The organism is Massilia sp. BAP21 (genome assembly GCF_057801335.1).
On the sequence record NZ_CM173596.1, the window covers coordinates 5104748 to 5125273 of the forward strand.

The window sequence follows — 20526 nt, forward strand, 5'->3', positions numbered from 1 at the left end:
ACTAGCCGCACGGGACCGTATGCATGGGCCAAGGAGGCGAGCACTCAGGCGCCTGGCTTGTCGCCGGCGCCTGGAATGCGCTCGAGCTGCAGGCGCGCCAAGGTCGGATACAGCGGCGGGCTGATCAGCCGCGAGACGAAGCTGGCCACCAGCGCGCAGCTCATCAGGCTAAGCACCATGGCGTGGCCGTTCACCATTTCCATCACGATGATGAAAGCGGTCAATGGCGCCTGGGTAGCCGCCGCCAGGAAGCCGACCATGCCCAGGGCAATCAGGGCCGGCACCTGGGTGTGGAAGACCAGCAAGGCGACGTCGTTGCCGAGCGCGGCGCCGATCGCCAGCGAGGGCGCAAAGATACCGGCCGGCACGCCCGACCAGGTCGAGAGCCAGGTCGCCACGAACTTGAAGACCACATAGGCCACGTGCATGACCTCGCTGCCCTCGACCATCGCGCGCGTCGATTCATAGCCCGAGCCGAAGGTGGCGCCACCGGTCACGATGCCGATCACCGCCACCAGCAGGCCGCAGACCGCGGCGAAGACCACGGGCCGCTTGCGCCGCAGCCGGCTCATCGGGTCCCGCCCTTGGCCGCGCAGCGAGGCGATCAGCAGGCGCGAGAACAGCCCGCCGGCCACCCCGGCCAGCAGGGTCAGCACCAGGCCCGGCAGCAGCAGGCCGAGGTCGAGCTGGGCCACGCGGATGATGCCGAAATAGGTGGCGTTGCCGTACACCGACACCGCGACCAGGCCGGCAAGCACGATGGCGGTGATGATCAGGCCGCTGTTGCGCTGCTCGGGCGCACGCGCCAGTTCCTCGATGGCGAACACGACGCCGGCCAGCGGCGTGTTGAAGGCCGCCGCGATACCGGCCGCGCCGCCGGCCACCAGCAGGCCGTGCACGGGAATGCGGCGCAGGTCGGGCATCAGGCGCCGCGCCTGCAGCATGACGCCGGCGGCAATCTGCACCGAGGGGCCTTCGCGCCCGATCGACAGGCCGGCCAGCAGGCCGCCGGTGGTCAGCGCGATCTTCGCCAGGCTCAGCCGCAGGGAGACGAACAGGCCGCGCGCACCCGGGCCGGAATCGAGGGCCGCCATCACCTGCGGAATGCCGGAGCCGGCCGCGCCGGGAGCGAAGCGGCGCGTGAGCCAGACCATGCCGGCGGCCAGCGCAGGCGTCCACAGCAGCGGGAACCACCAGCCCATGCCGCGCAGGTCCTGGAAGATATGGAAGGCGTGCTCACCCAGTGCGGTAAAGGCGACGATGACCAGGCCCGAAGCGACCGCCATGGCGACCACCACGGCGCGCGCCCACCAGGTGCGCCAGTCCGAGAATTCGGTGCGCATCGCCAGGCGCCAGTCGTGCCGCTGCCCGCCCTTGCCTGCCGGTGGAGGTGAAGGGTCCTGCGCTTCCGGTGGCTGCGCACCCGGATCTGGAGCTGTCATGTGAAACGCCGTCTGGAATGAAAAAACGAGCCCGCAGGCTCGCCTTTCAGGGTACTCCTGTCAGCGAAACTTGGCAACTTCATTTGTGCAAATGAAGTTGCATTTCGCACGGCCCGGCTCACTTGTCCTTGAACAGCACGCGGCCGACGAGCTTGATGGTGCCTTTGCCGGTGGCCATGTCTTCGCCGCCGCTCAGGACGCCGCCGCCGGTGATCTTGGCGTATTTGCCGGTGCCGCCGGTCACCTGGAAGGTGGCGCCCGAGAACACGTACTGGGTGCCCTGGCCGGTCGGCACGAACTGGCCGCTGTAGTTAGCGTAGATCTGGTCGCCCGAGGTGGTCATCACGACGAACTTGCCGCCGCTGAAGTTGAACAGCGGGCCGATCGGGGTAATGCAGTCGGTGCCGATGAAGACCACCTTGCCCATGAGCGCGCTGTTGCCGTGGCCGCTGATGGTGCCACCGAATTTCGACAGGCAACGGCTCGCCGGGCCGACTTCCTCGACCAGTTCGCCTTCGATCTCCAGCGGCTTGTAGACCCAGCCGCCGGCGGCGGCGTGGGCGGAAGCGGCCAGCAGAACGGAAGCGGTGAGCACGCGCAGGGGGTTTTTAAACATGAGCATCTCCAGTGGTGGTGTGTAAAATCTTATGTTACCTATTTTGCAAATTACGGCGCGCACGCTCAGCAGTATTTACCCACCGTGGCGGCCCCATGCACGGAGCATGAAAAGGCCATGAAAAAGCGTTGAGCCGGGCCGCTGGCGTGCGCCAAAACGCGCCACACTGGCATATAAACAAGTTAACTCATCAGATCGGAGAATCCATGCGCATCGCCACGTTCAACGTCAACGGCATCGGCAGCCGCCTGCCTGCCCTGCTCCAGTGGCTAGAAGAAACCAAACCCGACGTCGCCTGCCTGCAGGAACTGAAGGCGCCGCAGGAGCGCTTCCCGCTGGCGGAAATCAACGCGGCCGGCTACGGCGCCATCTGGCACGGCCAGAAAAGCTGGAACGGGGTCGCGATCCTGGCGCGCGGGGTCGACCCGGTGGAAGTCACGCGCGGCCTGCCGGGCGACCCGAGCGACGAGCAGAGCCGCTATATCGAGGCGGTGGTGAACGACATCGTGGTTTGCGGGCTGTATCTACCGAACGGCAACCCGGCGCCGGGGCCGAAGTTCGACTACAAGCTGGCCTGGTTCGAGCGCCTCATTACGCGCGCGGCGCAGTTGCTGGAAACCGGCGCGAAGGTGGTGATCGCCGGCGACTACAACGTGATGCCGACCGAGCTCGACGTATACAAGCCCGAGCGCTGGGGCGACGACGCCCTGTTCCGGCCCGAAACGCGCGAAGCCTTCCACCGGCTGGTGGCGCAGGGCTGGACCGACGCGCTGCGCGCCATGCATCCGGGCGAAGTGATCTATACGTTCTACGATTATTTCCGCAACGCCTATGGGCGCAATGCCGGGCTGCGGATCGACCACCTGCTGCTCAGCCCCAGCCTGGCGCCGGCCCTGGTTGCGGCCGGGACCGACCACGAGGTGCGCGGCCGGGAGAAGCCGAGCGACCACGTGCCGACCTGGGTCGAGCTGGATTTGTCGAAATTGTAGGGTGGGTTGGTTGAAGTTCCAGCGATGCGCGCGCTGGATTGGTGGGTTCGAGAACCCACCCTACGTATCTGGTAGGCCTGAATCGTAGGGTGGGCACTCCGTGCCCACGCGGAACGCGCCGCTATGTTGGCGGTGTTTGAACCCGAGACGCGGCCATGTGGAAGCGCGTCCGAATGATCATTCGAGACGTTTCGACAGGCCGGCAGATCCCGCCGCAATGATGTCAACAATGATCGTCGTTCCGCGTGGGCACGGAGTGCCCACCGTACGGTCACAGTTCCAGGCCAATATTTAGCGATTGCTGCGATCCGCCAGGAACTGCTGCGCCCGTGGATGCTGCGGGTTCGTGAAGAAATCCTCCGGTGTCGCCTTTTCGAGGATCTTCCCCTCAGCCATGAACCAGATCCGGTCCGCCACGTCGCGCGCAAAGCCCATCTCGTGGGTGACGCACACCATGGTCATGCCCTGCCCGGCCAGCCTGCGCATCACCTGCAGCACCTCGCCCACCATTTCCGGATCGAGCGCGCTGGTCGGTTCGTCGAACAGCATGATCGGCGGCCGCATGGCCAGCGCGCGGGCAATCGCCACGCGCTGCTGCTGCCCGCCGGACAGCTCGTGCGGATAGGCATCCGCCTTGTGCGCCAGGCCCACGCCGTCGAGCAGTTCCATGGCATAGGCACGCGCGTCGGCCTTGCTGGCACGCTTGAGCGACACCGGCGCCAGCATGCAGTTCTCCAGCGCCGTCAGGTGCGGGAACAGATTGAATTGCTGGAACACGAAGCCGATCCCGGCGCGCAGCGTGTTCACGTCAAGACCGCGCGCGTGGATGTCGCGACCGTCGATGGCGATGCGGCCGCCGTCGATGTCTTCCAGCCGGTTCAGGGTGCGGATCAGGGTCGATTTGCCGGAGCCCGACGGCCCGCACACGACCACCACCTCGTTCTTGCCGACGGTTTCAGATACGTCGACCAGCGCGTGATACTCGCCGTACCACTTGTTGACTTGTTCGAGAACGATCATCGTTCGAATCCTTACAGCGAAATGGGGGCCACCGGGGCGCTTTGTTGGCTCGACCGGCGCCCCAGCCGGCGTTCCAGCATGAAGGCCAGCCGCGACAGCCCGAAGCACAGCACGAAATAGGTCAGCGCCAGGATAATGTAGACCTCGACCGCCTTGGTGAACACCAGGGTATTGACCTGGGTGGCAATGAACGACACCTCGGACAGGCCGATGATGTAGCCGAGCGAGGTGGCCTTGATGGTCGACACCAGCTGGTTCACCAGCGAAGGCAGCACGTTCTTCAGCGCCTGCGGCAGCAGCACCAGGCGCAGCGCCCCGAAGTAGCCCAGGCCGAGCGAACGCGCGCTTTCCATCTGCCCTTTCGGCAGCGCGCGGATGCCGGCGGCCACGATCTCGGCGAGGTAGACCGCATCGAACAGCACCAGCGTCATCAGCATGGTAGTGGCCTGGCCGGTCTTCACGCCGGTCACGGCCGGCAGGAAGAAGTAGGCCCAGAACACGACCAGCAGCAGCGGCACGGCGCGCACCACCTGCACCAGCGCGGTGGCGGGCCAGCGCACGGCGCGGAAGGGACTCACGCGCGCGATGCCCAGCAAGAGGCCGAGCGGCATCGCCAGCAGCAGCGCCGCGCCGGACAGCAAGATAGTCAGCGACAGGCCGCCCAGCGGCCCATTCGGGTATTGGCCGACAAGGAAGTACAGCCAGTATTCCTGGATCAGTTCGATCATGCCGTCCCCTTACACCGTGCGCACCGGGAAGCGGCGCCCATACAGCTGCGCGACCAGGGAAATCAGCAGCGACACCGTCAGGTAGGCCAGCGTCGCGAACGTAAACGCCTCGACGCTGCGAAAGCTCGCGGTTTCCACGCGCGCGGCCTGGTACATCATTTCGGCGGCGCCGATCACGGTGGCCACGCTGGTGTCCTTCCACAGGTTGACGGTCTGCGACAGCAGCGGCGGCACGGAAATGCGGATTGCCTGCGGCATCAGCACCAGGCGCACGGCGGCGAAGCGCCCCAGGCCGAGCGAACGCGCGGCTTCGAGCTGGGCGGCCGGCACGGCGCGGATGCCGCTGCGGATGTCCTCGGCCATGTGCACGCCGGCGTACAGGCTGAGGGCGATCACGGCGCAAATCGCTTCCGGATTGCTGTCGTAGAGCGCCATCTTCACCGGCTCGGGCAGCAGTTCGGGAAAGGCGAAGTACCAGAACAGCAGGTGCGCCAGCAGCGGCACGTTGCGGATGCTCTCGACGATGATGGCGCCGACCGATTGCAGCACGCGGTTCGGCGAACTGCGCATCAGCGCCACCAGCGCGCCAAACGGCAAGGCCAGCACGAAGCTGGCCGCCGTCAATTGCAGGGAAAGGATGAGACCCTGCACCAGCCAGTCATGGTACTGGCCGGATTGCAGGATGGATGGATCGAAAAAGCTCAAGGCGACAACTTAGATCTTGTCGGTGCTGATGGTGAAGTTGCGCTTGGCGATGTTCGGGCGGGTGCCCGGGCCGTACCACTTGTTGAACAACTGATTGGCCGCGCCGCTAGTTTCCAGCTCGCGCAGGGTGGCGTCGACCACGCCCTTCAGGTTCTTTTCGCCCTTGCGCAGGCCGAGGGCGATCGACTCGACGCCGATGCTGGTCGGCAGGATGGTGAAATTCTTGGCGGCCGGGCCCAGCTTGCCGTAGTCGGCCAGCAGCGAGGATTCGTCGTTCACGTAGGCGATGCCTTTGCCCTGCTGCAGCGCCTGGAAGGCTTGCTGGGTGTTTTCGAAGGTAACGATGTTCGCGGTCGGGACGGCGGCGCGGATGTTCGTTTCCTGGGTGCCGCCGCGCACGGTGACGACCTTCTTGCCGGCCAGTTGCGGCAGCGCCTTGATGCCGCTGGCGCTGCGCACCATGACTTTCGAGCCGGTGACGAAGTGGGTCAGCGCGAAGTCGACCTGGGATTCGCGTTCCTTGTTGTGGGTGAGCGTAGCGGCCAGCACGTCGACGTGGCCCTGCTGCAGCTCTGGAATGCGGGCGGCCACCGACAGCTGCTTGAACACCGGCTTGACGCCGATTTTTTTTGCCACGGCCTTGGCCAGGTCGATCTCGTAGCCGACCAGTTCGCGGGTCTTCGGGTCGATGAAGCTGTTCGGCTCGTCGGTGCCGAGCACGCCGAAGACGATCTCGCCCTTTTTCTTGATATCGGCCAGCTGGTCGGCGTGTGCGGTGGCAGCGAACGACAGCTGCGCGGCAAGCGCGGCTGCGACGGCGATGAAAGTGCGGCGATTGCCCATGAATTCTCCAACGGCGAAATAACGAGCCGTGCAGTATAGGGCATGTTCACTTCTGCAAGAACGATAAATTTCCCATATAGACATGCGCAGGTGCTATAAGCGCGACCGCACCCCGGGGCACCGCGTTTTCGCGGGCAGGATGGAAATGCGCGCCACCGGCAAGCCGCAACGCGCTGCTATACAATCAATATTGAGCGTCGCCCAACAGCACCTGAACGGGGCGGCGCCAACTTATTTGGAGAAATCATGTCGGGCTATAGCATCAACATCGAAGAAAAAACGCTTGCGGGCAACAACTTCCGCGAAGTCCTGTACACCACCGAGCGCAGCCAGCTGGTCATCATGACCCTGCAGCCGGGCGAGGAGATCGGCCTCGAGCACCACACCGGCCACGACCAGTTCATCCGCGTGGAAGCGGGCGAAGGCGTGGCGATCCTGGACGGCGAACAGCACAAGCTGGAAGACGGCGTCGCGGTCGTGATCCCGGCCGGCACCGAGCACAATGTGATCAATACCTCGCAAACCGAGCCGATGCGCTTGTACACGCTGTACACCCCGCCGGAGCATCCGGATGGGATCGTGCACGCCACCAAGGCGGAAGCGGACGAGTACGAGAAGACGCATCACGCGGAGTAAACGAAAAGCAAGCCCAGGCCACTGCCGTGGTATGCCGTTGTCGTTGTAGGGTGGACTCCCGAGTCCACGCGGTACGGCGGCAGGATGTCGATATGCTGCAGGCGGCCTGGCTTGCATGTACAGCGGTGGCTTTTTAGCGCTTGTGGTTTGCACACGTACGACAGCGTGGACTCGGGAGTCCACCCTACGAACTTCGGCGCCCGTAGGCGATTTTGGAGTGGTGGGTTCGAGAACCCACCCTACGGCCCCGCGCCACGCTTAGTTATTTGCGCGGGCACGCTCTTCCATTAAGGCGCGTTCGCGTGCATTCGTGGTCATCGCCGCGGCGCGGGTGAACTCGGCGCGCGCTTCTTCCCTCCTCCCCAGCTTTTCCAGCAAGTCGCCGCGCACGCTCGGCAGCCACTGGTAATCCCTGAGCAGCGTGTCGCCCGCCAGCACGTCGACCAGCGCCAGGCCGGCCGCCGGCCCCTCGGCCATGCCCACCGCCACGGCCCGGTTCAGTTCGACCACCGGCGAGGGCATTACGCGCGCCAGCTCGCCGTACAGCGCCGCGATCCGCGCCCAGTCGGTGTCTTGCGCCGTGCGCGCCTGCGCATGGCAGGCGGCAATCGCGGCCTGCAGCGCGTAGGGGCCGAGCCGGCCGGCCAGCTGTTCGGCGCGCGCCAGCGCCGCCAAGCCGCGCCGGATCAGCAGGGCGTCCCAGCGCGCGCGGTCCTGCTCCAGCAGCAGCACCGGCCGCCCGGCCGCATCCACCCGCGCCCTGGCGCGTGAGGCCTGCAATTCCATCAGCGCGATCAGGCCATGCGCCTCCGGCTCCAGCGGCGCCAGCCCGGCCAGCATGCGGCCCAGGCGCAGCGCTTCGTCCAGCAGCGCCGGGCGCATCCAGTCGCCGCCGGCCGTGGCCGTGTAACCCTCGTTGAAGACCAGGTAAACCACCTCGAGCACCGAGCCCAGGCGCTCGGCCAGCTCCGCGCGCGGCGGCAGCTCGAACGGCACGCCGGCCTGGCCGAGGCTGCGCTTGGCGCGCACGATGCGCTGCGCGACCGTCGGCTCCGGCACCAGGAAGGCGCGCGCGATCTCGTGCGTAGCCAAGCCGCCGACCAGCTTCAGGGTCAGGGCAAGGCGCGCCTCCTGCGGCAGGATCGGATGGCAGGCGATGAACATCAGGCGCAGCAGGTCGTCGCCGACGCCGCTGCGCGCCTCGTCCAGGCTGTCGACAAAGTCCGGCACGATGGCGGCCTCCTGCGCTTCCAGGTCGAGTCCGATCTGCTGGAGCTTTTCCCGGAGCAGCTTGTCGCGGCGCAGGCGGTCGAGCGCAGCGTTCTTTGCCGTGCGCATCAGCCAGGCGCCTGGGTTGTCGGGCAGGCCGGCAGCCGGCCAGGTTTCCAGCGCGGCGACCAGGGCGTCCCCGGCCAGTTCCTCGGCCAGACCGATGTCGCGCACCAGTCGCGCCACGCCGGCCACGATATTCGCGGACTCGATGCGCCAGACCGCGGCGATGGCGCTGTCGGTGGCCGCCCTGGTCGTCGTCTGCATCAGGAGTGCGGAGGCACGGCGTTCGGGTCCATGTACATCAGCTGCTATCAAAAACGTGCGCAAACGTACGCAGCGTATTCTTCCTGCCCCGAACCGTCCTGTTGACCGTGTTCGTCTCTGACAGGCGTCACTTCCCCGCCTGCCGCCGGAACCGCTCCGGTGGCAGTGCCCGGCGTCACCGCCTGGCTCGCCTCGGGTAGCGCCGGGCGCGCCACAAGAGCGCCGGTGGCGAGCCGTTGCAAATTGACGGCCGCGTTGACATCGCGGTCGTGGCGGATGCCGCAAGCGGCGCAGGTCCAGACCCGTTCACCCAGGGTCAACTCACCATTGCGCGCCGCGCATCTTGAGCACAGCTTACTCGACGGATACCAGCGGTCGGCCAGTACGATCCTGGTGCCGTAACGCGCCGACTTGTATTGCATCTGGCGCCGGATGGTATGGAAGCCGACATCGGCAATGGCTCGGGCCAGTTTGTGGTTGGCGAGCATGCCGTGGACGTTTAGATCCTCGATCACCACCGTTTGGTTTTCCCGGCAGAGACGGGTCGTCAGCTTGTGCGTGAAATCGGCGCGGACCTGCGCAATGCGCTCATGCAGGCGCGCCAGCGACAGCGCTCCCTTCGTGCGGTTTTTCGATACCGGCAGCCGGGTTCCCTTCGGCATCGGTCCGGTGATACCGGACACCTGCTTGGCAGCCTTTAGCTTGCGCGACTGGCGCCGAGTGCGGATGCGAAGGCGCCGCAGCGCGGCTTTCAGCGGACGCGGGGCGAGGATCCTTTCTCCGCTGGACAGGGTCGCCGCAGCCGTCACGCCCAGATCGATACCAATCATAGCATCGCCTGTCCGCGACCGCATCGCCAGTTGCTCGGACACCTCCACCTGGACCGACAGATACCAGTGATCGGCCTGGCGCGAGACACTGGCGCCCATGATCTTCCCCGCCCAGCGCAGCGGCTCACGCAGCAGTACACGGCCAAGTTTGGGCAGAACGACGGCAATGCCTTCCATCCTGAATTTATCGTTGGCCAGGTAGAAGCTGTCCCGGCACCGGCCCTTTTTCTTGAAGCGCGGCGGGTGGGCAGGCTGGCCGGCGCGGCGCTGTTCGACGTAACGCGTCCACGCCTTGGCCAAATTGGCGAAGGGCTGTGCATGGGCATCGCGGTGGATGGTATGCAACCAGGGCTGGCCGTGTTCGTCGAGCCAATCCGGGTCGCTGTACTTAATGTTGTTGAAACGCTTCTTGAGCGCCATGGCGTTCGGGCGCAGGCCAAGCGCCACCTGGCGCTGCCATTCGGCCAGTGCCCAGTTCCAGACCCGTCGGGCAGTGCCGGCCGCGCGCGCGAAATAGTCGCGCTGGTCAGGTGACGGCTCAAGCCTGATCCGATGCGCCAGCAGCATGGCTGCTCTCCAATCCCGTGTGCAACTGGTTTTCCGTGTTACGTCGCCGGTTACTGGCCGTACGCGCTGCGGCAACGAGCCGTCCTTCGCGCTCCCAATGCTGCAGCGACCCCACCGTACTCCCGAGTAACCTGGCCGCCTGACCTACGGGCATGATGTTTTTCATGATCACAATTGGATACGGACATACCCATTTAGTTCGACTAGAGTCAAGCTCCCAGCCATGGCCGTCGATGTCCTCGAAATCAAGCTCCCAGCCATTACCATCGATATCCTCGAAAGCGTGGTAGTACATGAAACCGTGGTCCTGGCTGGCATTCGGCGTCCGCCCGCCGCCGGCAAGCGCTTTCGCCACCAGGCTGTCGACCTGCTCGCGGCTGTCGCACGACAGGCAGGTCAGCACCTCGGTGCTGGTCCTGGCGTCCGCCACCGGCTTCGTGGTGGAGGTCTGGAAGTAGCTTTCCTGCAGCAGCATGGCGTAGATGTTCTCGCCGATGATCATGCAGAGCGCGCGCTCGTCGCTGAACTGCGGATTGAAGGCGAAGCCGAGGCTGGCGAAGAATTCACGGGTCTTGCCGATGTCTTTGACCGGCAGGTTCACGAAGATCTGCTTGTGCATGGGATATCCCTGTGGTAGGTGGTCGAGGATGGTGTCGCGCGGCGCTCAATGCTGGACCGGGCCGCCGGCTTCCAGCTCACGGAAGCGCTCGATGGCCGGCGTCTCCGGAAAATCGTCGAGCTCGATGATCTGGCGCACTTCGATTTCCGCGTCCAGGCCCTCGCCGCGCGGGTTCGGGAAACGGCGCGCCCACTCCAGGGCTTCCTCGCGCGAGCGCACTCCAATCATGGTGAAGCCGGCGATCATTTCCTTCGACTCCGTAAACGGACCGTCGATCACGGTGCGTTCGCCGCCGCGGTAGCGGATGCGCATGCCCTGGCTGCTCGGGTGCAGGCCGCTGGCGTCGAGCAGGACGCCGGCACGAGCCAGTTCGCCATGGTAGTCGGCCATCGCATTGAGCAGGTCTTCGCCGGGCATGCAGCCGGCTTCGGACTCGGGCGTGGCCTTGACGATGATCATGTAGCGCATGTTCGTTCTCCTGTGCTTGAAGAAACCGGTCCGGGGCGGGCGCTCCGTGAAAACCGGCTTCCGACAACACGACGAACGGGCGCGCCGGAAATCGACACGCCCTGCAAGAATAGTTCAGCGCACGGCTCAGCGCTCGTAGCAAGGCGCCAAGCCGCGCACCTCGACCGTGGCCCACTCGGCCGCCGGGCAACGTGCGGCGAGTGCCAGCGCTTCTTCGCGCGTGGCCACGTTCACATGGAAAAAGCCGCCGATCATTTCCTTGGCCTCGGCAAACGGGCCATCGACCACCCGCGCCTTGCCGTTATCGACACGCACCCGCGCCGCCTGGCCCAGCGGGGCCAGCGATTGCGCATCGAGCAGCACGCCTTCCTCGCGCAGGGCATCGCCGAAGCGCAGCATGCGCTCATACAGGGCGCGGCCCTCGGCTTCGCTGCGGGTGGCGCGCTGGCCGACGGGTTCGTGGATCAACAGCATGTAAGACATGGAGGCGGCCCCTGTGAATCGACATGGATGGGAGCACCCATTCTACGAGCGGATGGCCGGGTAAAGCACGCTGCGCTGCGGTATCCGGCTTTCTGCTCGGACTAGGCTGAGGCTCCGTGCGACCATTCCTACAGACTTGTCGCCCTCTCTCCTATTGCCCCACGCCGGCGACGCGCTACCATGGGTCATCGACATTCAAAGCAGGAGGCCAGAATGGGTGAAAACAAGGGTAAAGGTACGAAAGGCCGCAACTACGACGAACTGAGCGGCGTCGGCACCAGCAGTGCCGGCATCACCGGGACGACCGGCAACCTGAACAACGGTGTGCGCGACGGCGGTATCGGCAAGCCATCGGCACGCGACAGCGGCAACCGGGCGGGCAACATGCAATCGGCCGACCTGGACGACGACGTCACCCCGGCACTCGGCACGGGCAGCCGCTCGGGCGGTGCAGCCGGCAACCAGCAAAGCGGTCAGCCGCAGGGCCAGCAGTCGAACCTGCAGCAGTCCGGCTCGCAGTCTGGTATGCAGTCCGGTTCGCAATCCGGTTCGCAACAGTCGGGCCTGCAGCAATCCGGTTCCCAGCAGTCGGGGTCCCAGCAGTCTCAATCCGGGCAATCCGGGTCGCAACAGTCCAGCACGCTGAAATCGAAGCGCAGCCTGGACCAGGACGTGTTAGGCAAGGAGAATTGAACTCCGGCGGCATCCTCCGCCGCCATGACTCCGACCGGCGCAGGCGCAGCGGCACACACCGCTCGCCTGCGCCTTCTTGCGTCCGGCGCCGTCCCGCGTGCCGGGCGGCGCCTACCCGACTCCTTATCCCATGCGAATACTGCTGCGCAGCCTGGTCCTGATTGCCCTGTTCGTCGGCGCCTACGCGCTGTTCGGCCCGTATATCAAGAACGCCCTGTATGCGATGCGGCTGGCATCGCAGCCCGTGCCGACAGCCCTGCCGGTGCCGGTACGCGGCGTTGAAGCGCGCGCCCTGCGCGACACCTGGGGCGGCGCGCGCAGCGGCGGGCGCAAGCACGAAGGCATCGACATCTTTGCCAAGCGCGGCACGGCCGTGGTCTCGGCCACCGAAGGCGTGGTGCTGCGCGTGAGCACCAATTCGCTTGGCGGCCAGGTGGTGTGGGTGCTCGGCCCCGGCGGCCAGCGCCATTACTATGCCCACCTCGACCGCTATGCCGACATCGAGAACGGCCAACGCGTGCGTCCCGGCACCATCCTCGGCTATGTCGGCACCACCGGCAACGCGGCCGGCACGCCGCCGCACCTGCACTACGGCATCTACGAAAGCGGCGGCGCCATCAATCCCTACCCCCTGCTGCGCGCGAAAGCCGCGCCGGCGCGCACCACGACGCGCGCGCGCCAGGGTGCCGCCGCGACGCCCTTCGCCCGCCTGTGATGTAATGCAGTCCTGACTACCGAACAGGAGAACCCGATGCAAGCCCAGGAACCGACCCGCCCCGCCAACCCCAGCGAGCTCGACGAAGACACCCTCGCCTTCGTACGCCGCGTGTTCCAGCACGCACGCGCCGGGGAAGCCGGCGAGCTGGCCACGCTGCTGGGCCAGGGCCTGCCGCCCAACCTGCGCAACGAACGCGGCGACAGCCTCTTGATGCTGGCCTGCTACCACGGCCACCTGGACGCCGCGCGCGTGCTGCTGGAACACGGCGCCGACCCGGAACTGCTGAACGACGCCAGCCAGACCCCGCTGGCCGGCGCCGCCTTCAAGGGCGACCTGGCCGTGACCACGCTACTGCTCGACAGCGGCGCCGCAGTCGATGCCGCCGGCCCGAACGGCAAGACCGCGCTGATGATCGCCGCCATGTTCAACCGCGTCGACATCGCCCGCCTGCTGCTCGCGCGCGGCGCCGATCCCTACGCCGTCGACGCCACCGGCATCTCGGCCCTTGACGCCGCCGCGAAAATGGGCGCCCACGACACGGTCGCCCTCCTGACCTCGATCACCGAAGAACGCTAACAGGTAGGGTGGACCGGGCCGCGCAAGGCGGCTATGCCGTCCACGCGTTCAACGAACGCCGGATCAATCGCGGTTCAACCATCATCCCGCTATCGGATCTCTCAGAACGCCCCCACATAATTCTCCGCCAGCGCCGTACTCATCGCCCGCGACGCCACCACATTCTCCAGCTCCGCCCGCTGCACCTGGCGCTCGAACGGCGACGCATCCGCGAACGTGTGCAGCATCCTCGTCATCCACCACGAGAAATACTCCGCCCGCCAGATCCGCTTGAGCGCCGCATCCGAATACCCATCCAGCCCCGCCTCGCTGCCCCGCTTGTAGAAATCGTCCAGCGCCTGCGCCAGGATCTTCACGTCCGAAATGGCCAGGTTCATCCCCTTGGCCCCGGTCGGCGGCACGATGTGCGCCGCATCCCCCGCCAGGAACAGCCTCCCCGAGCGCATCGGCGCGCACACGAAGCTGCGCATGCCGATGATCCCCTTCTGGAAGATGCGCCCTTCGTTCAGCTTCCAGCCGTCGTCGTTCTCCAGCCGGGCGTGCAGTTCGGCCCAGATGCGGTCGTCCGACCAGTTGTCCACGTGGTCCTTCGGGTCGCACTGGAAGTACAGGCGCTGCACGGTGGGCGAGCGCGTCGACACCAGCGCAAAGCCGCGTTCGTGCTGCGCGTAGATCAGTTCATCCGACGACGGCGCCGATTCCACCAGGATGCCGAACCAGCCGAAGGGATAGGTCCGTTGAAAGTCCTGGCGCAGCGACGCCGGAATCGCCGGGCGCGACACGCCATGAAAGCCGTCGCAGCCGATCACGAAATCGGCCTCGATGCGCTGCGCCTCGCCCACGTGCACGAAGCTCACCGACGGACGCGCGCCATCGGTGCCGTCCAGCGCCACCTCGCTCGTCTCGAACAGGATCTGCCCACCGGCTGCCAGGCGCGCCGCCACCAGGTCGATGATGACCTCGTGCTGCGGATAGACCGTGATCGCCTTGCCCGTCAGTTCGGTCAGGTCGATGCGGTGGCGGCGCCCGCCAAAGGCGAGCTCGACGCCATGGTGCAGCGCGCCTTCCGCACGCATGCGCGCGCCGACACCGGCGTCGTTGAGGATGTCCATGCTGCCCTGTTCCAGCACGCCGGCGCGGATCGTCGCTTCGATCTCAAGGCGGCTGCGCGACTCGAGCACCACCGACTCGATGCCGTTCAGGTGCAGCAGATGGGATAGCAACAGGCCGGCCGGACCGGCGCCGATGATGGCGACCTGGGTGCGCATGATATGTCTCCGTTTGTGTTTTGTATAAGGACATCGTAGTGCGCAAGGCCACCGATATGAATGGATGAAACGCGATAAAACTTGTACTATTTTTGCATTCCGATGCGAACACCCAGGACCCGCCATGCCCCTTGCACCCGCTGCGCGCAGCTTTCCGGCCACGGCCCAAATCCCGCAATTCGCCCTGTATGGCGAGCTCACGCGGGGCACGGACGCCGAAGGCGTGCATATCGAGCTGATCGAAACGCGCAGCCGCCAATACGACTGGCATATCGACACCCATACCCATGCCGGCCTGTTCCAGGTACTTTTTTTACTGGGCGGACAGGTCCGTGCGAACATCGACGGCGACCTGTGGGAATGCGATGGGCCGGTGGCGCTGACCATCCACCCCGCGCTGCCGCATGGCTTCGACTTTTCGGAGGGGGCCCACGGCTATGTGCTGACCATCGACCAGGACATGCTGTTCGCGGCGGACGGCCACGAAGGCGACCTGTTCACGCCGCTGTTCGTGCAGCCGCAGGCCGTCCGGCTCGATGCCGTGCCCGACACCTGCGCCCGCATCGAGGCCCTGCTGCAGAACCTGATCTTCGAGGCCGCCTGGCCGCGCCAGGGCCACACGCTGATGCTGGAATGGCTGGCGCGCAGCGCGCTCTTGATGCTGGTGCGGGTGCAGGCAGAACGGAGGCTTGCCGATACCTCGGGCCGCGGGGATTTTGAGCTGTTCAGCCGCTTCCGGGTGGAGGTGGAACGGCACTACAAGGAGCAATGGCAGGTCAGGCGCTACGCCGACCTGCTGCGGGTGGCGCCAACGCGCCTGAACCGGCTGTGCCTGAAACTGTCGGGGAAGTCGGCCTTCGAGATCACGCAAGACCGCTTGATGCTCGAAGCCTGCCGCAAGCTGACCTACGTACCGGCGGGGATCGCCAGCATCGCCTACGAACTGGGCTTCCAGGACCCGGCCTACTTCAGCCGCCTGTTCAAGAAGCTGATCGGCGTGACGCCGAAGGCATTCCGCCAGCAGACCGCCGGCGGCGCGGCCAGGACGATTGGGGACGCCCCGGCCTGATCGAACGGGGCAGGAATGCCGCCCGCGCAGCGGAGCACGGGCGAGCGTTCATCACCAGGTGTAGCCGGCCTTCAGGTAGTAGTAACGACCATTGAAGCCGTTCGGCGCCCACACGCTGTACGGCTGGGTGCCGTTCACGTTCAGGTTGGCCAGCGAGGTCACCTGCGCCGGGTAGCGGTTGGTGACGTTGTCGATGCCGGCGGTCAGGCGCCACCCGCTGCCAACACGCACGCTGGCGGCCAGGTCGAGCACCCATTGCGGATCGTAGTCCTGGTCCAGGGCCGGGTCGTTCTGCGGCACGGTGAACTCGCCGTAGCGGGTAACGGTGGCGCGGCCGTTCCAGATGCCGCGGGTATAGTCGCCGGCCAGGCTGAACTTGTCCTTCGGCGAGCCGACGGTCAGGCGGTTCACGGTCTGGCGGTCGACCAGGCGCAGGTTCTGCGCCGACAGCACGGCCGGCGAGTCGGCCACGCGCTTCACTTCGTTGTCGTTGTGGTTGTAGGCCAGCGTCAGGTCGGCGCGGCCGTACTGCTGCAGGTTCAGGCGGTAGGTGCTGACCAGGTCCACGCCCTCCGTGCGGGTGTCCACGGCATTCGTGAAGTAGCGCGCGGCGCCGACGTAGATGCCCTGGCTGGCCAGGGTGCTGGCGAGCGCCGGCGCATTCGCCAGCTGCAGGTTCGACGAGAACACGATGCGGTCGTCGATGTCGATGCGGTACAGGTCCAGGGTCGTGGTCCAGTTGCGGGTTGGCTGCCACTGTGCGCCGATGCTCAGGTTGCGCGCCTTTTCCGCCTTCAGCGGCTGCGCGCCGAGGGCGGCGGCGGCTGCGCTGGCGACCGGGAAGGTGCCGGTTTCGACCAGCGCGCTGGTGCCGTTTACCAGCAGCGAATTGGTGGTCGTGATCGTGTAGAACGACTGGGCCAGCGAGGGCGCGCGGAAGCCGCTCGACGCCGTGCCGCGCAGCGCGAATTCCGGCGTGAACGCATAGCGCGCCGAGGCCTTGGCCGAGGTGGTGTTGCCGAAGTCGCTGTAGCGCTCATGGCGCACCGCCAGCGCACCCGACAGGTCCTGCGTGATCTCGCCTTCCAGGTTCAGGTAAAGCGACTTGTTGTTGCGTGTGTTCTTGCCGGCGTTCTCGGGACGGAAGCCGGAGTAACCCTGGGCGCCGCCGCCGAAATAGGAATTCGCTTCGCCCGCGCCGATCTTGTACGACTCGAAACGCGCCTCGGCGCCGAGGGCCACCGTCAGCGGGCCGCTCATGAAGGAGACCGGAATGTCGCGCGCCACGTCGAGATTGGCCAGCTTCTGGGTCGAGATCAGCTCGCCCGCATAGAAGCTGGTCGGGCTGGCGGCGCCCAGGCTGTAGTTGACGGTGTTGTCGACATCCAGCGTGAAGCGGTTGCGGCCGAAGTTGACGCTCGCATCCCAGCGCCAGCCGGCCAGGTCGCCGCGCAGGCCGGTGACCAGCGAGGAGTCTTCGGATTTGCTGTCCAGCAGCGGGCTGAAGCCTTCGGGATACAGCGGCGTGCGCAGCGTGGTCTGCGTGTTGTCGGTAAAGGCGGTGCGGAAGGTCGCGGCCGACGAGGTCTTGCGCTCGCCGTAGTTGGCGAAGCCGTACCAGTCCATGTTCTCGTTGATGCGGATCTGGCTGTTGAGGAACAGCGTGCGCGGCTTGCTGTCCGGGTCGCCGTAGCGCTGGGTCACGGTACCCTGGCGCGGACCGGCCGAGGGACGCGGGTCGGCGAAGGCACGGTTGGTGTAGTCGCGGTCGGCCGCCTCGACAGCCACGCGCACCCAGCCATCCTCGCCGATCTTGAAGCCGGCCGAGCCGCGCACAGTCACCTGTTCGCCGTCGCCCTTGTCGTATTGGCCGTAGACCAGTTCGGCATCGCCGCCGTCGGCGCCCTTCTTCAGGATGATGTTGACCACGCCGGCGATCGCGTCCGAGCCGTATTGGGCGGCGGCGCCGTCGCGCAGCACCTCGATGTGGTCGATGGCCGCCAGCGGGATCGCGTTCAGGTCGACCGGGGCCGAGCCACGGCCGAGGGTTCCGTTGACGTTCACCACGCTGGACGCATGGCGGCGCTTGCCGTTCACCAGCACCAGGGTCTGGTCGGGCGACAGGCCGCGCAGCTGCGCCGGACGCACCGCGTCGCTGGCGTCGGCGCCGGTCGGGCGCGGGAAGTTCATCGACGGCAGCAGGCGGCCCAGCACGGTGGCCAGCTCGCTCGAGCCGGTGCTCAGCAGCTCCTTGCTGCCGATGACGTCGACCGGGGACTCGGTTTCCAGGGTGCGGCGGTTCAGGGAGCGGGTGCCGGTGACGATGACAGTTTGCAGTTCGGCGGATTCTTGTGCCGGTTGCGTTACCTGGGCATGGGTAGCCGCCGGGAAGGTCGACGCAATCAGGCCGAGGACCAGCACGGCACGGGCCGGATTGGCGTGGGAATGTTTGCAGCTCATGGTTTCCTCTTCTTCAATTTAGAGCGGCGGCGCTTTGGCGGCCGGGGGGGAACCAAGCTTAGCAGGGATGCCAAGACGATACCAATACCGTTTACGCTTATGCTTATGCGAAGCAAAATCGAAAAAACGCTTTACTGTGCAGGTCACAAAATTAGACTGAAGGCTCCATTCACTACGACAGGAGTCCATCATGGACCGCAAGGAAGCAGACCACCACGCCAACCAGCGCAACCCGGAAAATATTGCGTACAAGCAGGCACAGGACAACCACGCGAACCAGACGAATCCAACCAGTCCGGCCTATACCAAGCCTGGTACGGCGCCGGCACCGAAGGCAAGCAAAACCCGCTAAACGCGTAGCAGAGAAACAACAGCCGGGGGCGGCATGAGGTGTCGTCCCCGCGCTTTTTTGGGGAATTGAATGGCAAGGAACAAGGCAAGTGGCGGCGTGCAAGCGACCATCGAGCGGCTCACGGAAAAGGCACCGTGTCCGCGGTACCTGCGCGACGCACTCAACAAGTACCTGTACCGTGAAGAGTTGTTCGACGGTGCAAGCAGCAAGACCAAGCAAATGGGTCAGCTGAACAGTCCAGATACCGACAACCTGGTACGGAACCTGCTGGAACTCGACGGCTTGTTTTGCGGCGACACGAGCACGGTGACCGCACTGGTCACAGGCAAGCTGGATACGGCCGACCTGAACGAGAAGCTGGACCGCATCGAACACGACATGCGGCAGCGTCTCGAGATCTACAGCTACTGGCTGGAGCGGCTGCCATCGGCACGGGCCATCCTGGCGGACGGTCGGCTCAATCTGAAGGAAGACAGGCTGGACCATAGCCTGACCGCCGAGATACGGAATGCGGAACGCGCAGCGCCTGTCTTTGCGCTACAGGCCCTGCGCATACAGGAAGAGAGCGAAGCGAAGGTACGCATGGGCCCGCCAAGCGCGGCCGAGTATGTGGAACGCGCCGAGGCCTACCTGGCGCTGAACGATCACGAAAATGCCGATCGGAATGCCTGTCTTGCGCTGGAGCAGGATGCCCGCTGCGGACGTGCCTGGTTCCTGCGCGTTGCAATCGCACTGCGCGGGCGTAACGCGGCAGAACGCAACTATTGGCAAAAAAGCATGGAGGCGCAGGAGATTGCCGAACCGTGTTCTTCCCATGAGCAGTGGGCGAGGGAGCAAGCGGATGAAGCAGCCGATGAAGTCATGAAACACCAGCGTCAGCTCGATGACATCTTGCCCAATGCGCTCTCGTGCTGGCCGCAAGCGGCGGGACGACGCGCGCATCCGGAATCGTGGCGGCAAGTGCGCAGCATCTTCATCGACAGGATGTTCTCGGTTGTCGTAAAAAACACCCGGTGGGCCGGCACCTACCAGCAAAGGGCGGCGTGGAACGGCTTCGAACCCGAATGGGAGCTGAAGCGCCAGAAATACCCTTACCTGCACTGCGATGGACTAGCGGAGGGTTTGCCATTTACTCCAGAAGAGACCCAGGCGCTTGTCGACTTGCTGACCGACTACGACAGCGGCCCCGATGAGTTTTTCCTGTACTTCGAGGATGGGCGGCTGGCCCGCGAGCTGCGCTTGTTTCACCTGCGCTACGTCCTGCGTCTGGATGGCGGCGCCGCGCACTGGGACAGGCTTCACGCGGCTGTCACACAACATGCAGCCAGCCACCAGGTCGCGCAGTTAATGCACGATGCATCCGCCGCCAGGATTTGGCAGATGCACTACTGCCGCAACCTGCCCCCATCAGACCTGGCGAAATGGTATGCGCAATGGTACAAGGACGCGGAAACGCGCAGCGGCGCGGCACTGCGCCATGGACTGCTGCGCCAGTACGCCTTTCTCTACCATCACCAGTTTGCGCGGCAGCAGTTTCATGAATGCGGCGAGATCGCTGCAAGTGCCCTCGGCTTGTTCGATGGCGCTGCGGCATTGGCGGACTGGTTCAGCGGCGAGCAGCACCCCGAAGACGAGGCGGTCGCCATGCCGCTCCATCGCGCCCGCTACTGGGACTATCTTGCCGCACTCGCTGCTGCCGAGCAGCACAAGCGAGCGCAAACGCTTGCACCGCATGCACAGGCGATACTCGCGGACGCGACACACTGGTGCACCGCCTTTTCCGAGGACACGCAGTGTCTATGGACGGAGTCCGAGGAGTACGACGATGGCGGAGGCGAAGACTGGCCCACGCCACCTTATGGCGTCGACCTGCGTACACTTGACGGCTGGAAGTGAAAGCGATCACCG

The 20526-nt window shown here is 65.6% G+C and carries 21 protein-coding genes and 1 pseudogene; 8 read left to right on the forward strand and 14 right to left on the reverse strand.

Going from position 1 to position 20526, the window contains the following annotated elements; translation table 11 throughout:
- Positions 1–44 precede the first annotated feature (44 nt).
- Together ACWYRN_RS22475 and ACWYRN_RS22480 are read right to left on the reverse strand one after the other, a co-directional pair.
- A complete protein-coding gene (locus tag ACWYRN_RS22475) occupies positions 45–1343 on the reverse strand; it encodes a chloride channel protein (protein ID WP_488692868.1) in 1299 nt (432 codons plus the stop codon).
- Positions 1344–1560: 217 nt separating this feature from the next.
- Positions 1561–2058 carry a hypothetical protein gene (locus ACWYRN_RS22480; protein WP_488689975.1) on the reverse strand — a complete coding sequence of 166 codons (498 nt, stop codon included), beginning with the start codon at positions 2056–2058 and terminating at the stop codon, positions 1561–1563.
- A gap of 206 nt (positions 2059–2264) precedes the next feature.
- Here ACWYRN_RS22480 and xth point away from each other — a divergent pair, with 206 nt between their 5' ends.
- Positions 2265–3047 carry an exodeoxyribonuclease III gene (gene xth, locus ACWYRN_RS22485; RefSeq protein ID WP_488689976.1) on the forward strand — a complete coding sequence of 261 codons (783 nt, stop codon included), beginning with the start codon at positions 2265–2267 and terminating at the stop codon, positions 3045–3047.
- A gap of 291 nt (positions 3048–3338) precedes the next feature.
- On the opposite strand, the gene ACWYRN_RS22490 is transcribed toward xth, so the two are convergent.
- From ACWYRN_RS22490 to ACWYRN_RS22505, 4 genes are read right to left on the reverse strand one after another with little or no spacing between them, the layout of a single operon-like run.
- Complete coding sequence (locus tag ACWYRN_RS22490; RefSeq protein ID WP_488689977.1) at positions 3339–4067, reverse strand: amino acid ABC transporter ATP-binding protein; 729 nt, start codon at positions 4065–4067, stop codon at positions 3339–3341.
- Between the two features lie 11 nt (positions 4068–4078).
- Positions 4079–4795, reverse strand: a complete 717-nt coding sequence (locus tag ACWYRN_RS22495; RefSeq protein WP_488689978.1) for an amino acid ABC transporter permease — start codon at positions 4793–4795, stop codon at positions 4079–4081.
- Positions 4796–4804: 9 nt separating this feature from the next.
- Positions 4805–5500: an amino acid ABC transporter permease gene (locus ACWYRN_RS22500; protein WP_488689979.1), complete on the reverse strand. Its 696-nt coding sequence runs from the start codon at positions 5498–5500 to the stop codon at positions 4805–4807.
- A 9-nt stretch (positions 5501–5509) separates the two neighbouring features.
- Positions 5510–6343, reverse strand: a complete 834-nt coding sequence (locus ACWYRN_RS22505) for an ABC transporter substrate-binding protein (RefSeq protein WP_229435794.1) — start codon at positions 6341–6343, stop codon at positions 5510–5512.
- A 246-nt stretch (positions 6344–6589) separates the two neighbouring features.
- Between ACWYRN_RS22505 and ACWYRN_RS22510 the strand changes: the two genes are divergently transcribed.
- A complete protein-coding gene (locus ACWYRN_RS22510) occupies positions 6590–6979 on the forward strand; it encodes a cupin domain-containing protein (protein WP_488689980.1) in 390 nt (129 codons plus the stop codon).
- Positions 6980–7237: 258 nt separating this feature from the next.
- Here the strand turns inward: ACWYRN_RS22510 and ACWYRN_RS22515 are convergent, their stop codons facing one another.
- From ACWYRN_RS22515 to ACWYRN_RS22540, 6 genes and pseudogenes are all read right to left on the reverse strand, one after another.
- Positions 7238–8515 (reverse strand): RNA polymerase sigma factor, encoded by a 1278-nt coding sequence (locus ACWYRN_RS22515; protein WP_488689981.1) that lies wholly within the window; start codon positions 8513–8515, stop codon positions 7238–7240.
- Between the two features lie 47 nt (positions 8516–8562).
- Positions 8563–9912 carry an RNA-guided endonuclease InsQ/TnpB family protein gene (locus ACWYRN_RS22520; protein ID WP_488689983.1) on the reverse strand — a complete coding sequence of 450 codons (1350 nt, stop codon included), beginning with the start codon at positions 9910–9912 and terminating at the stop codon, positions 8563–8565.
- Positions 9884–10078, reverse strand: coding sequence for a MerR family DNA-binding transcriptional regulator (locus ACWYRN_RS22525; protein ID WP_488692869.1), 195 nt, complete (start codon positions 10076–10078; stop codon positions 9884–9886). The genes ACWYRN_RS22520 and ACWYRN_RS22525 overlap by 29 nt, the downstream gene beginning before the upstream one ends.
- 81 nt (positions 10079–10159) lie before the next feature.
- Positions 10160–10531: pseudogene (locus ACWYRN_RS22530) on the reverse strand (VOC family protein); the annotation flags it as partial.
- Positions 10532–10576: 45 nt separating this feature from the next.
- Positions 10577–10999, reverse strand: coding sequence for a YciI family protein (locus ACWYRN_RS22535; protein WP_488689984.1), 423 nt, complete (start codon positions 10997–10999; stop codon positions 10577–10579).
- A gap of 126 nt (positions 11000–11125) precedes the next feature.
- On the reverse strand, positions 11126–11482 hold the full coding sequence (locus ACWYRN_RS22540) for a YciI family protein (RefSeq protein ID WP_488689986.1): 357 nt from the start codon (positions 11480–11482) through the stop codon (positions 11126–11128).
- Positions 11483–11695: 213 nt separating this feature from the next.
- Here ACWYRN_RS22540 and ACWYRN_RS22545 point away from each other — a divergent pair, with 213 nt between their 5' ends.
- The 3 genes from ACWYRN_RS22545 to ACWYRN_RS22555 all read left to right on the forward strand — a co-directional run bounded on the left by ACWYRN_RS22545 (position 11696) and on the right by ACWYRN_RS22555 (position 13469).
- Positions 11696–12175 (forward strand): hypothetical protein, encoded by a 480-nt coding sequence (locus ACWYRN_RS22545; protein WP_488689988.1) that lies wholly within the window; start codon positions 11696–11698, stop codon positions 12173–12175.
- 130 nt (positions 12176–12305) lie between these two features.
- Positions 12306–12890, forward strand: coding sequence for a M23 family metallopeptidase (locus tag ACWYRN_RS22550; protein WP_488689990.1), 585 nt, complete (start codon positions 12306–12308; stop codon positions 12888–12890).
- A 36-nt stretch (positions 12891–12926) separates the two neighbouring features.
- Positions 12927–13469: an ankyrin repeat domain-containing protein gene (locus ACWYRN_RS22555; protein ID WP_488689992.1), complete on the forward strand. Its 543-nt coding sequence runs from the start codon at positions 12927–12929 to the stop codon at positions 13467–13469.
- A gap of 101 nt (positions 13470–13570) precedes the next feature.
- Here ACWYRN_RS22555 and ACWYRN_RS22560 read toward each other — a convergent pair whose 3' ends face one another.
- Positions 13571–14737 carry a 4-hydroxybenzoate 3-monooxygenase gene (locus ACWYRN_RS22560; RefSeq protein WP_488689993.1) on the reverse strand — a complete coding sequence of 389 codons (1167 nt, stop codon included), beginning with the start codon at positions 14735–14737 and terminating at the stop codon, positions 13571–13573.
- Between the two features lie 124 nt (positions 14738–14861).
- Between ACWYRN_RS22560 and ACWYRN_RS22565 the strand changes: the two genes are divergently transcribed.
- The gene (locus tag ACWYRN_RS22565) at positions 14862–15806 is read left to right on the forward strand and encodes a helix-turn-helix domain-containing protein (protein WP_488689995.1); all 945 of its coding nucleotides are present in this window, start codon (positions 14862–14864) and stop codon (positions 15804–15806) included.
- A gap of 51 nt (positions 15807–15857) precedes the next feature.
- Here the strand turns inward: ACWYRN_RS22565 and ACWYRN_RS22570 are convergent, their stop codons facing one another.
- The gene (locus ACWYRN_RS22570; protein ID WP_488689997.1) at positions 15858–18266 is read right to left on the reverse strand and encodes a TonB-dependent receptor plug domain-containing protein; all 2409 of its coding nucleotides are present in this window, start codon (positions 18264–18266) and stop codon (positions 15858–15860) included.
- 190 nt (positions 18267–18456) lie between these two features.
- On the opposite strand from ACWYRN_RS22570, the gene ACWYRN_RS22575 reads away from it, so the two are divergent.
- Positions 18457–18618, forward strand: a complete 162-nt coding sequence (locus ACWYRN_RS22575; RefSeq protein WP_488689999.1) for a hypothetical protein — start codon at positions 18457–18459, stop codon at positions 18616–18618.
- A gap of 69 nt (positions 18619–18687) precedes the next feature.
- The gene (locus ACWYRN_RS22580) at positions 18688–20514 is read left to right on the forward strand and encodes a hypothetical protein (protein ID WP_488690001.1); all 1827 of its coding nucleotides are present in this window, start codon (positions 18688–18690) and stop codon (positions 20512–20514) included.
- Positions 20515–20526 lie beyond the last annotated feature (12 nt).